Consider the following 11,467-nt stretch of genomic DNA (forward strand, 5'->3'; position numbering starts at 1 on the left):
ACTCAATCCGCTGCTGCGTTCCTCGATCCCCGAGACGCCCGAGCGGTCGCCCCTGGCCGTCGGCAGCAAGGTGATCGCATGACCGCCTCCTGCAAGATCTGTGGCGGCACCACGCGTGTCACTCACCGCGGCACCGTACTCAGACGCCACAAGGCCACGTACCTCATGTGCACCGACTGCGCGTTCTGGTTCGTCGACGAGCCTCATTGGCTGAACGAGGCGTACTCAGAGGCCGTCGCGGCAATCGACACCGGGGTGGTACAACGCAATCTGTCTCTGTATCCCCGGCTGGCCTCCGTGCTGGCCCGTATGTTCAGCCCAGCCGGCATTTACGTCGACTACGGCGGAGGATACGGACTGCTGGTGCGGCTGCTGCGCGACGTGGGCCTGAACGTCTACTGGCAGGACGCCCACTGTCAGAACCTGTTCGCCAGGGGCTTCGAGTGGGACGGCAGCCGACAGGGGGCGGCTACCGCGGTCACCGCCGTCGAGGTCATGGAACATGTCACCGATCCGCTCGCCTTCGTCGACACATGTCTGCAGGAGACCGGGGCGGACTCGTTCATCCTCACCCAGCATCTCCACGACCTCACCGCCAACCCATCCTGGTGGTATCTCGCACCCGAGGCCGGACAGCACATCTCCTTCTACGCCCCGCAGACGATGCACAAGCTCGCCGAGCGCCTGGGTATGACGTACCACGCAGCGAACACTCTGCACCTGCTGACCAGGCAAGATTTCCGCAAGGGAACCTTCGCCCGCACCGTACGGCTGCACCGATACATCCACCCATGGCTGCGGCGCCGGCTGCAGTCGCACGTGGTTCCGGACCACCAGCTGCTCGTACGCCGCGCCTGCTGCGCCGGCTGAGGCGGTCCTGCCGCCCTTCCGGGCGTCGAAGCACTCGGGCAGCCGGAAACGCCGGACGGCCCTTACCCCCGTTCCCGGAGATTCACGGACGAATGCTGAGTGTCCGGGACCCGAGGGCTTCACTCGCGCCTACAACGACCTCACGGCGACGTCTTGGCGTTCAGGTGCAGCCACAGATGCCAGCCCAGCATCCGTTCGCCGATCATGCCGTGCACAGGGAGGGGTGGCGCGTGCATGAACCGCTTCTCGGCGTCGCGCACCTCGAATAGGGGAAAGTGCCGCCGGACCCGCCGCACGTCGTAGACCCTGGAAAACGGATTGTCCGGCCCGTCGGTGTTGCGGTGCACGAAGTCGGACATCCGCAGGTACCGCAGGAGGCCGCGGCGACGGGCGTTGACAATGTGCGCGCCGAGAAGCGAGTGCGGCGTGGGTAGCAGTCCGCATCGGACGAGGGTGTAGGCCGCCAGCAGCGCCGCGCGCCGTACCACGGCGATCGACAGCAGATAGTTGACGGACCAGCGCGCATAGAGCATCACGATGAGCTCGCCGCCGGGCTTGAGGACACGATGGATCTCCCGCTGTGCGGTGAGGATTTCGGGCACGTGGTGCAATACGCCGTGGCTGAAGACGAGGTCGAAGGAGTCGTCGGGAAACGGCAGGTCCAGCACGCTCGCCTGCTGGAGTCCTTCGTATGGCAGGTCGCGCAGGGCGAGCCGCATCCCCGTGCGCCGGACGGCCGTCTCGGTGAGGTCCACTCCTGTCCAGCGGGCGCCCCTGCGGATCAGCTGCTCAGACTCTGCGCCCTGGCCCAGCCCGATCTCCAGCACCCGTCGTCCCGCAATGTCCAGACGGTCCAGACACTGCGGGATGTGGGACTCGAGACGGTACTTGCCGGCGTCGTACCGGGTGAAGAACAGCTCATAGTCCTCGTGCCCGTCTCCGCCCGGCACTCCGAAGACGTTGTCGCCGCACGGGTGGGCCGCCCAGAAATCCTGGATGTCTGACTGCCGCAAGGGAATCTCCAGATCGTTGCGGGAACGTGGCAGGGATCGGTGAGGCACTCTGATGTCAGGCATATGGGCACACAGCGGGTCGGCCGGAAGGCACCAGCCGCACCCCGACAGCTGAACGGCGAAGGCACCTGCGATCGCCAGATGGCCTCTCGCGGCCACGGGAGGCTTTCGCCGTCTCTGCGAATTGATCTATCACGCTCGGACGATCCGCCCGTGCTGACTGGGCCGTGGGCACGCGCGCGATCTCTTCGAGCGCAGGCGAATGAGTCCGCCTGCCGGTTCTGCCCGAACGGGCTGAGCCATGACACGCGGATGAGCGCCTGCGGAATCCGTCGTCGGGCGATACCGCGTGTGCTCGTCGGCGTATCCCCGGTCGGCAATGGTGGGTCCCACCATGACCCCGAGTGACGCCATGACGTAGGAGCAGACCGGAGCATTTCCGCTGAGCATGATGAGACTGACACCCGAGAGGGCCGCAAGCGCGACGCCATGAGGCGTCCCTCCCTGACCGATATCCTGCGGGCGGGCGCCGGCAGCCCGCTACAAGACCGATATAACCGACTGAGCCAGATACCCAGCCCGATATACCCGACGTCACACCAAAGTCCCGGATAGTCGGTTTGTGGTTCACCATATGTCACGACGGCGTCCTGGATCGTCGCACGGCCCCGAGCCGGGCCGGGGACTGGTGCACGCGTGGTCACTCACGAGGGACGCCGACCCCGCGTGTGACCTGATAAGCGATGTCACCCACCGGGACAACGGCAGGTCGCAATCCCTATGCGTGGGAGTGTTCATGAGCACGCTCTCGTCGGCACGCAGAGGGACACGAAGGAGGACGTGTTGTCCTGGACTACGGATGCGGGGGGTGATCTCATGGGGCCACTCGACTCCGCTCTCGCCAAGAGATGGAAATGTTCGTCCCGACTCCCAAGAAGCACCCATCCACATCTGGCCCGCACCTTCTGGTATTGAGACAAAGCGCGGATCTGGGCGGGATGGGACGGGCTGCCGAATTCTTCACGCCAATCCTTCAGGCGCAGTGCCGCGCGGCGGAAGTCGTATGCCTTTCCGCGGAACGGTCCGGATATGCACACTTCGAAGCTGCCCGGTCCGCGCAGGCACGCGCCACCGTGGCCGCCGTATTGCGCTGCCTCCGCATTCTGTTGTCCGCTGCCCCGGACGCGGTCTACCTCCCGGTTTCCCAATGGGGCATTCCCCTGGCGCGTGACGTCCTGATCACCATGCTCGCCAGGGCGGCCGGAGCCACACGGGTGCTGCATCTTCACGGCGCGCAGTTGCCGGACCGGCTGGCCTCGAGCCGTTTGCTGCGCTCGGCCCTGTCCGGAGCCCGTTGGATCGTCCTGAGCGAGGAGGTCGCTGCACAGTTGCGGTCCTCCGGCTGCCGTACGAGGTCGATTACGGTGGTACGCAACCCGGCACCGCTGACGGTCACTTCACGTCGCCCCGGTCCCCCCGGCGTGCTGCGTGTCGGCTGGCTCGGCACGATGTGCCGGGCAAAAGGTTTCGACGTGCTCTGCGACGCTGTGGAGATGCTGAAAGGCCGAGGCGTACAGGTGGACTTCCGCGTCGCCGGGATGCGCCTGGACGTGTCAGCCGCTGACATGTCGTGCGTGGATGAGGACCTCGGTGTCCTCGAGCGGGCGGACGTCACGTCCTTCTGGGCCCAGGTCGATGCGTTCGTGCTTCCCGCCCGCTGGGCCGAAGGACTCCCGTTCGTGCTGCTCGAAGGGCTCCAAGCAGGGTGTGCTGTCGGGGCGACCCCTTCTTCGGGGTGCGCCGAACTCTTCAGCCAGGGGTGCGTGGACCCGGTGGAGGCCACTGTGAACTCGGTAGCCAACTTTCTCATGGCGTGCCGGGACGACCTCCAGGGGATCCGAAGCCGCCAGCAGAAGGCATGGGCTGAGCTGCGGGGGCTGTACGAGCCGGAGAGCGTAGAGCGTTCGTTCGTACGGTTCTGGGAGGAATCCCAGCTGGCACAAACATCCTGACGAAATGTATACAAACAGTGGCGGTATGCCTCGGCAGCCGGGTACCACGGTGTGTCCAAGAGCCGGACAGGAATGGTTGCACAGCCCGAACCAGGAGCCGCGCCGCATGTTCCTGCATTACACTTGGGATCACGCCGCCACGGACGGTGATCGGCCGTCGCCGGCGCAGAGCGAGAACGGCAGCGGAGAGACGGCCGAGGCGTCTGCCGCGACGCATCGGTCCGCACCAGGCCGATTCCACCTTATGACTGCTGTGCCGGTGCTCCTACCGCAGTCGCAACGCTGTCCCGAAAGAAGCGCACATGCTTGACGTGCACCGGTGGACAGCTGGCGAAATACGCACCCACCGCCTCGCTCGTCTGCTGTCGGGCAAGGCCGAGTCGGTGTGCGAGCTCGGAGACCAGTCCTCGCGGATGCGTCAGTTCCCGTACCACGGTGGGCACATCGGCCCACCGAAGGATGGCACCGGCCTGCACCAAGTAGTGGATCAGGTCCCGCAGGGGTTGGTCCGCGACCATCGCGGTTTCCCAATCGATGACGCCGATCCCCTCTGGGGTCCGCAAAATGTTCCACGGTGCCAGATCACCGTGGACGACAGAACCGGTGTCCGCCCCCGTCGTGGCCAGCACTTCGGTGATGCCCAGCAGTTCGTCCCGTGTCAGCGGACCCGCAAGCCGCGCATGGCTCCAGGCGTGCGTCACCACTGCGTAGTGCTCACCCACGAAGTCCGCGTACGCCAGTTCCGGGACCCGGAAGGGAAGCCCTACCCCGGAAACCTTTGCGAGGAACTCCGCTTCATTGCGGAGCGGACGGTCGTCGGCCTGCCCGATCTTCAGCACATGACGTGGAGTTCCCCCGGAGACGAGTGCGGCGATGATCCGTCCGGGCATGGACGAGTGCATGCAGGCCGCACCGTCCGCATCCTTCAAGAACATCCGCAGTTCCGACGCCACTTCCGCCAAGGGATTCGGGACCCGCGGCCCGACGTTCATGCGTACGGCGAACTGATCGAGCAAGGCGGCCGCACGACCAAGGCGCCGCGACGGCCGGTCGATGAGTCGGGCCGCCACCGCGCCCCCGTGTCCACCCGTGGTCCGCAGGCCGACACGCCGCCCCAAGGGGCCGGCGCGGACCAGACCACGCCGCCACTCGGAACCCACGTTCACCGTGGTGCCCCCACGGCCCTGGCGACGTACAACTGCTCGATCATCACCCTCCCCATAAACCGCCGAAGAACCGGTGATGCGGCGACGGTGTCGATTCCACGCAGGGCTGAGGCCGGCAGATGACGGTGAAAGATCGACGGAAACAGCGAGAAGCCGTACCGGTGCTCAATGCGAAATCCCGACGCATTCAGCAGTTCGACGATGTCCCGATGCCTCAATTCATTAGGGGCCTGCGGCCTGGGCCTCGGTACGCGCACGGCGAGGGAGCGCAGACTGGGGCAGTGGCCATGGTTGTTGAACATCAGCAGGCCGCCCTGCTCCATATGCTGTCTGATCTTACGCAGGACGGGAAGCCGCAGTTCCTGGGGAGCATTGACAAAGAAACGGAAAACGGTGACGGCATCGTAAGGACCGGTCAGCAAGTCCTCGTCGAGAACGGAACCGACCTTGATACTCGCTCTGGGAATCGCGGAGGCGGCGCGCCGTGCCATCTCGGCCGAGATATCCACGCCCGTAAGCTCGTCCGCCACGTGGTCCACGGCCGCGAGGATGCGGCCGGTGCCGCAAGCGAAGTCCAGCATACGGAGACGGCGCCGCCGCTCCCGTTCCCGTCGCAGCGACTCGACAACCACCGGACACTCACGGGACCACACGTAGTCGTCATAAGTGCCCTCGTCGTACAGGCGGGTGTAGGTCTCTACGCTCTCCTCGTCGGCGAACTTCGTTCCATAGTCGCTCCAGCCCGAGCGCATCATGCCAGGATTCCGTTCTTGTCGACCGGCCTGAAGTCCGAGTCTCGACACGGACCCCATCACCCTAGGTGGGCTGAACCGCCGGCCCGGGAATTCCGACGGGCAAAGTCACCCGCACGGCCGTCGATCGACTTCAGCGGTTGTGGGGGACGCTGCGCAAAGATCCCCTGCTCGTCGCCCCTGCCGCGGAGCGCACCGGCGAGCGGGGCAGCCCGCCACAAACCCGAGAGCCTCATGAAAACTCCCGGATCCTCGCCTTCAGGTGCCCTTAGGGGATGTCACAGCTCGGCCCCAAAGCCGCCCCTGTTGCCCCGGGCCCACACACGGCCCTCCGGGACCAGGTACGTTCGAAGACGTGGCTGGATTCAGGATCGGACGCGACCGGGCGGGCCGCGCTCCTCAAGCGCGACCGCAGCAACCCCCGTACGGACGGCAGGTGCCGCAGGGCCCGACGTACGGCTACCCCTCCGCGCCGCAGCAGCGGCACGGGGGCGCACAGCCTTACGGCCGCGGGCCGCAGTGGCGGGCATCCCACGGCCAGGGTGAGCCGGAGTACTTCGGCGACGACGGCCACGGCCACTTCCCGGCGGCCGATCCGTACGCGGCGAACAACCCGGGCCACACCCAGGCGTTCTCGGTCGGCGAGGACCCCTACAACGCGGGCGAGATGTACCGTGCGGGTCAGGCCTCGGCACCGCCGATCGGTCCGCGCCTGCACTGGAAGGACCTGCTGCGGGGCATCCTGCTGTCCCCGTCCCACACCTTCCTGCAGATGCGGGACTACACGATGTGGGGCCCCGCCCTGATCGTGACCTTCCTCTACGGCCTGCTCGCGGTCTTCGGCTTCGACGGCGCGCGCCAGGACGCGATCAGCGCCACATTGTCGAACGCGATCCCGATCGTGCTGACGACCGCCGTGGCCATCGTAGTCAGCTCCTTCGTGCTGAGCGTGGTCACGCACACCCTCGCCCGTCAGCTCCGCGGCGACGGCGCCTGGCAGCCCACGGTCGGCCTCTCCATGCTGATCATGTCCATCACGGACGCACCGCGCCTGGTCGTCGCGATGTTCTTCGGCGGCGACGCGCCCTTGGTCCAGGTCCTCGGCTGGGCGACCTGGGTCGGGGCAGGTGCGCTGCTGACGCTGATGGTGTCCAAGTCCCACGACCTGCCGTGGCCGAAGGCCCTGGGCGCGTCTGCGATCCAGCTGATCGCGATCCTGTCGATCATCAAGCTGGGAACGTTCTAGGTTCTACGTTTCTGGACTTCTGGGTTTCCAGGTTCATCCTCCGGCCTCGGCCGGGGTCCGGATTTCGGTCGGGGTCGTCGTCGCGGAGGGCACAATCGCGGCGTCGGCCCCGACGGCCATCACATGGCCGTGCGGCGCCTCGTGCTTCTTCGGATTGACGGCGACCGCCGTTGCCTGGGCAGTGAAGGCCTGCGGCACCGGGAGCATCGGCGTGTACTTCGTACGGCCGGTGATGACCGTCGCGATCTGCCCGCGGGTCGGCGACGTCCGTGTCTCGACGGTGTCACCCACCTCGGCGCCGGTGAGCTTGCCCCACACCGGGTGACAAGCCGGGCTGTACCGGATCTCCAGGTGCATGGTGCCGACCCACTCCTGCTGGAGCGTCCTGGCCACATCTCCGCACCCGGTGATCCTGGGATCGAGCCCCTCGCACCCCTCGCCGGAGCAGCTCGGTGCCGTCGCCCGCTCGTGGACGCACCCACCGTCCGTACGGCCCCCTCGGTCCGGCCCGCGCTCTTTTCGCCGCCGCCATCGCCGAGCGCGGCGGTCAGAAGCACAGAGATCGCGGCGCCCACCGCGGTCACCAGGATCGAGCCGACAAGAGTCTGCGGGCCATGACGGCGTATCCACGCCCGCAAGCGTGCGACCAGGCCGGTGGCCGGGCTGGAGCCTGCTCCACCCGGACCTGTGACGGTGCTGGCGCCGGAACCGTCGCCCGAGCCGTCGGTTGACGGTGCTCCGCCGCTGTCCGTCATCTCTCCCGCTCCCACCGCCGACTCCAGCCGGCTGATTCCACGGCCGCTCCCGGCCGGGCGACTCGGATGCGGGCTCTCGGCCATGTGCCTCGGACGTCCGTCCCCACCGAGGTTCGTCCACACGCTGTGGCGTGCCGAACACCGTCCCGTGCCGGCCGCCGTCGCGTGCCCTCCCGTACGGGCCGCCGGGGCAGCTCCCCATAGGAGTCTTCCGCGCACGGTTTCAGAGGGGGCGCAGTGCGGGACGGATCCCCGGAAAATACTGGTGAGCCTTCGCCTGCCCCCGGTTATCCTGCCTCGTTCTGAACAGGCCAGGGAGGTCCCCCACCATGAGCAGCACCACGTCGTCCTTTCCTGAGCGGATCGAGCTGTCGGGGGAGGGCCTCGTCCTCCGCGATTGGACGGAGGAGGACCTGGCCGCGATGCCGGAGCTGTTCGACCACCCCGACATCGCGTACTGGACACCGATCGTCTCCCCCTTCGACGAAGCGGCCGCCCGCGCACGGCTCGACCGGGACCGGCAGCTGCGGGCGGACGGCACGACCATCCTGCTCGCCATCACCGTCGACGGCGGCGCACCGCTCGGCGAGGTGATGCTGCGGCGTGCCTCCGAGGGCACGGAGCTCGGCTACGCGATCGGCCCGGCGCACCGCGGCCAGGGGCTGGCGGCGCGGGCGGTGCGGGTGATGGCCGCCTACGCCTTCGAGCAGCTGGGCGCGAGGCAGGTGATCCTGGAGCTGGAGGCCGAGAACGCCGCCAGCGTCGCCGTGGCCACCAAGGCGGGCTTCAGCCTGCTCGACGTGCCGCTGATCACGGGTGAGGAGAAGGGGCGCCCCTACGCCCTACAGACGTGGGGTCTGAACCGCCCCTGACCCTCCGCCTCGACCAGGCTTCAAGGGAGACAATGGCGGCTGACACCAACAGGCACGAACAGCAGCGGTCCAGGCCCGACCTCGGCGCACAGCAAGGCCAGGCACAGGCAGGGTTGGCCTACGTCGGCGGTCCCACATGATCGACCTGACAATGATGGGCACAGAGCTCAAAGCCTTGGCCTCGGACTGGCGCCGGTACGCCCTGTCGGGCCGACCACCGTCGCCTTGACTCAGTCATCGACTCCACCGACCTCACTGTCCGCTGCCGCGTTATGGCCGATGCAAGGTCCGATCACTGCGCAGCGGTACGAAGTCCCAGTACAGCCTCTGCTCCTCGTCCACTACGGGCGTGTAGTTGTTGAGCGGGTGGTCGGTCTCGAGAGACGTGGCGATCGCCTCCATGAGCACCGGCAGGGACGTCCACATCTCGTGTGATACGCGCATAATGCCTTCCACGGCCTCGGCTTCGTGGACGCGCCCCCGGTCGATCTCGGGACGGTGGTCCAGCACGAGGTAACCCCCGCCGACGTCCCGCGCGATGGGGATCAACTGCGGGTGTCCGTACAGGACGCTGCTGACCCCGATCTTCATGAAGTCGTAGTCCGCCTCCTCTCCTTTCTCATCCGCCGCGCGCTTGTCGTAGAAGCCGGTGAAAAGTTGCCACGCAGCCGCTGTCTCGCGTGCACTCATCGGTTTGTAGAACCCTGGCAGCAGCGAGAATCGCTGATCGAGGAGACCGTCGTGCCGCAGCAGCGACATCACCAAGGGCTTCAGCAGTGGCCGGCCGATGACGCGTTCGGTCGCGGCGATGTCCGACGGATCCGCGGGCGGCGCCAGCGCGGCGCAGGTCGCCGGGGCGTGCTCGGCCAGCCAGTTCTCGATTCGCGTCCACGACTCACTGATCGGTGCGGTCATGGCACGGCATCCTGCCACCTGCTGCAGACAACCTCCTGGGAACAGCCGGACGGTGGCCGTGACCCCGATACATCCGGCTGGGCCGTCTCTGGGCCGTTGGAGGGGACTCAACGATGACAGGCGACGACGGGCGCCACCCGCTGACCCGCAGGCCAGAAGGGTGGCGGCTGGGGTGGGTCCAGGTCAGGAGGTCGGAATGTAGCGTCGAACGCCCGAACGAATCTAGAGCGCCTCTTTCGAAGGGGTGATCGACTCGCCCGACTTACGCACGGGAGGCAAGACACTCCAGGGGAAGTTGATCCAGTCGTCCGTGCGCTTCCACACGTACTCGCACTTCACGAGCGAGTGGGACTTCTCGTAGATCACGGCGGAGCGGACCTCGGCGACGGTCTCCAGGCAGAAGTCGTGCACCAGCTTGAGCGTCTTGCCCGTGTCGGCCACGTCGTCGGCGATGAGGACCTTCTTGTCGGTGAAGTCGATCGCGTTGGGGACGGGGGCGAGCATCACCGGCATCTCGAGCGTCGTGCCCACGCCGGTGTAGAACTCGACGTTGACCAGGTGGATGTTCTTGCAGTCCAGGGCGTATGCGAGGCCGCCGGCCACGAAGACGCCGCCCCGCGCGATGCTCAGCACAATATCGGGCTGATACCCGTCGTCGGCGATCGTCTGAGCGAGCTCGCGGACGGCGTGGCCGAAGTCCTCGTAGGTCAGGTTCTCTCGTACGTCGGTCATGTCCCGCTCACACCTGGGTGCGGTGGAAGTTGACGAACGAGCGGGAGGCCGTGGGCCCGCGTTGCCCCTGGTAGCGCGAGCCATACCGCTCACTGCCGTACGGGAACTCGGCCGGCGAGCTCAGGCGGAACATGCACAGCTGGCCGATCTTCATGCCCGGCCAGAGCTTGATCGGAAGAGTGGCCAGGTTGGACAGCTCGAGCGTCACATGCCCGGAGAAGCCGGGGTCGATGAACCCGGCGGTGGAGTGGGTGACGAGCCCGAGCCGCCCGAGCGAACTCTTGCCCTCGAGCCTCGAGGCGAGATCGTCGGGCAGGGTGATGACCTCGTACGTACTGGCGAGGACGAACTCCCCGGGGTGGAGGATGAACGGCTCGTCGCCCTCGGGCTCGACGAGCCGCGTCAGGTCGGCCTGCTCGACGGAGGGGTCGATGTGGGGGTACTTGTGGTTCTCGAACACCCGGAAGTAGCGGTCGAGCCGCACGTCGATGCTCGAGGGCTGCACCATCGTCGGATCGAACGGGTCGATCACGACCCGACCCTTGTCGATCTCGGTCCGGATGTCCTTGTCTGAGAGAAGCACGCCCCGAGAATACGCAAGGCGCGCGGAGCCGCCACAATCGTGGCGGCTCCGCGCGCCGGTACCGCTGTGGGCCGCTACTGCTTTTCCAAGGCCACCGGCACCACACTGCGCAGCCGGGCGCAGCGCGGACACCGGACGAGCCGGCCGGGGCCGAGGCGCTCGGCCTGCTGCATCGGGAACGAAGCGGTGCTGAACACGTGCCCCTCGGCACAACGGACGACGGTGCGCTCCATCAAGTCCTCTGAGTCCCTTCCCCAAGAGCCTTCGTCTCACTGGCGTGACGGACGACGAAAGCACATTACGGGATGAAAGGGACGGCCCTCCAGGCGGCACTCCGGCCGTACACGGCCCCTCTTCACCACTCCCACCGTACGCCCCAACTCCGGCCCACCGCAGCCGCATCCACGCCCTGGAACGACTACGGACCCCACGGCCTGAGCACCGGGGGTCCGACATGAGGTACAGTGAGCGAGCGTTGCGACACCGATCAACGAGTGTCTTACGCGGGTGTAGTTTAATGGTAGAACATCAGCTTCCCAAGCTGAGAGCGC

General features: G+C 66.9%; 12 protein-coding genes. 4 read left to right on the forward strand and 8 right to left on the reverse strand.

The features are described from left to right. The first annotated feature begins 78 nt into the window (after positions 1 to 78). On the forward strand, positions 79 to 870 hold the full coding sequence (locus VXC91_RS37600; RefSeq protein ID WP_329511846.1) for a class I SAM-dependent methyltransferase: 792 nt from the start codon (positions 79 to 81) through the stop codon (positions 868 to 870). Between the two features lie 140 nt (positions 871 to 1,010). Here the strand turns inward: VXC91_RS37600 and VXC91_RS37605 are convergent, their stop codons facing one another. Next, on the reverse strand, positions 1,011 to 1,883 hold the full coding sequence (locus VXC91_RS37605; protein WP_329511847.1) for a class I SAM-dependent methyltransferase: 873 nt from the start codon (positions 1,881 to 1,883) through the stop codon (positions 1,011 to 1,013). A 1,133-nt stretch (positions 1,884 to 3,016) separates the two neighbouring features. On the opposite strand from VXC91_RS37605, the gene VXC91_RS37610 reads away from it, so the two are divergent. After that, a complete protein-coding gene (locus VXC91_RS37610) occupies positions 3,017 to 3,895 on the forward strand; it encodes a glycosyltransferase family 4 protein (RefSeq protein WP_329511848.1) in 879 nt (292 codons plus the stop codon). 242 nt (positions 3,896 to 4,137) lie between these two features. Here VXC91_RS37610 and VXC91_RS37615 read toward each other — a convergent pair whose 3' ends face one another. Both VXC91_RS37615 and VXC91_RS37620 read right to left on the reverse strand, forming a co-directional pair. After that, positions 4,138 to 5,061, reverse strand: a complete 924-nt coding sequence (locus tag VXC91_RS37615) for a phosphotransferase (protein ID WP_329511849.1) — start codon at positions 5,059 to 5,061, stop codon at positions 4,138 to 4,140. Continuing rightward, complete coding sequence (locus VXC91_RS37620) at positions 5,058 to 5,816, reverse strand: class I SAM-dependent DNA methyltransferase (protein ID WP_329511850.1); 759 nt, start codon at positions 5,814 to 5,816, stop codon at positions 5,058 to 5,060. The genes VXC91_RS37615 and VXC91_RS37620 overlap by 4 nt, the downstream gene beginning before the upstream one ends. 352 nt (positions 5,817 to 6,168) lie before the next feature. Between VXC91_RS37620 and VXC91_RS37625 the strand changes: the two genes are divergently transcribed. Then, the gene (locus VXC91_RS37625) at positions 6,169 to 7,059 is read left to right on the forward strand and encodes a Yip1 family protein (protein WP_329511851.1); all 891 of its coding nucleotides are present in this window, start codon (positions 6,169 to 6,171) and stop codon (positions 7,057 to 7,059) included. 33 nt (positions 7,060 to 7,092) lie between these two features. On the opposite strand, the gene VXC91_RS37630 is transcribed toward VXC91_RS37625, so the two are convergent. Continuing rightward, positions 7,093 to 8,016 carry a DUF2690 domain-containing protein gene (locus tag VXC91_RS37630; protein WP_329511852.1) on the reverse strand — a complete coding sequence of 308 codons (924 nt, stop codon included), beginning with the start codon at positions 8,014 to 8,016 and terminating at the stop codon, positions 7,093 to 7,095. Positions 8,017 to 8,143: 127 nt separating this feature from the next. Between VXC91_RS37630 and VXC91_RS37635 the strand changes: the two genes are divergently transcribed. Continuing rightward, entirely contained in the window at positions 8,144 to 8,686 is a 543-nt protein-coding gene (locus tag VXC91_RS37635; RefSeq protein WP_329511853.1) for a GNAT family N-acetyltransferase, read from the forward strand. A 270-nt stretch (positions 8,687 to 8,956) separates the two neighbouring features. On the opposite strand, the gene VXC91_RS37640 is transcribed toward VXC91_RS37635, so the two are convergent. From VXC91_RS37640 to VXC91_RS37655, 4 genes are all read right to left on the reverse strand, one after another. After that, a complete protein-coding gene (locus VXC91_RS37640) occupies positions 8,957 to 9,601 on the reverse strand; it encodes an SMI1/KNR4 family protein (protein WP_329511854.1) in 645 nt (214 codons plus the stop codon). Between the two features lie 222 nt (positions 9,602 to 9,823). Then, positions 9,824 to 10,333 carry a phosphoribosyltransferase gene (locus VXC91_RS37645; protein WP_329511855.1) on the reverse strand — a complete coding sequence of 170 codons (510 nt, stop codon included), beginning with the start codon at positions 10,331 to 10,333 and terminating at the stop codon, positions 9,824 to 9,826. A gap of 7 nt (positions 10,334 to 10,340) precedes the next feature. Next, positions 10,341 to 10,916 (reverse strand): dCTP deaminase, encoded by a 576-nt coding sequence (gene dcd, locus VXC91_RS37650; protein WP_329511856.1) that lies wholly within the window; start codon positions 10,914 to 10,916, stop codon positions 10,341 to 10,343. Positions 10,917 to 10,990: 74 nt separating this feature from the next. Further along, the gene (locus VXC91_RS37655; RefSeq protein WP_329511857.1) at positions 10,991 to 11,149 is read right to left on the reverse strand and encodes a hypothetical protein; all 159 of its coding nucleotides are present in this window, start codon (positions 11,147 to 11,149) and stop codon (positions 10,991 to 10,993) included. Between the last annotated feature and the right edge of the window lie 318 nt (positions 11,150 to 11,467).

Source organism: Streptomyces chiangmaiensis, assembly GCF_036281785.1.
Classification (GTDB): domain Bacteria; phylum Actinomycetota; class Actinomycetes; order Streptomycetales; family Streptomycetaceae; genus Streptomyces; species Streptomyces chiangmaiensis.

Excerpts from the sequence above, each read along its gene's own strand:
- VXC91_RS37645 (WP_329511855.1), bottom strand. The coding sequence starts at position 10,333 with ATGACCGACGTACGAGAGAACCTGACCTACGAGGACTTCGGCCACGCC.
- VXC91_RS37630 (WP_329511852.1), bottom strand. The coding sequence starts at position 8,016 with ATGGGGAGCTGCCCCGGCGGCCCGTACGGGAGGGCACGCGACGGCGGC.
- VXC91_RS37600 (WP_329511846.1), top strand. The coding sequence starts at position 79 with ATGACCGCCTCCTGCAAGATCTGTGGCGGCACCACGCGTGTCACTCAC.
- VXC91_RS37635 (WP_329511853.1), top strand. The coding sequence starts at position 8,144 with ATGAGCAGCACCACGTCGTCCTTTCCTGAGCGGATCGAGCTGTCGGGG.
- VXC91_RS37620 (WP_329511850.1), bottom strand. The coding sequence starts at position 5,816 with ATGATGCGCTCGGGCTGGAGCGACTATGGAACGAAGTTCGCCGACGAG.
- VXC91_RS37655 (WP_329511857.1), bottom strand. The coding sequence starts at position 11,149 with ATGGAGCGCACCGTCGTCCGTTGTGCCGAGGGGCACGTGTTCAGCACC.
- VXC91_RS37640 (WP_329511854.1), bottom strand. The coding sequence starts at position 9,601 with ATGACCGCACCGATCAGTGAGTCGTGGACGCGAATCGAGAACTGGCTG.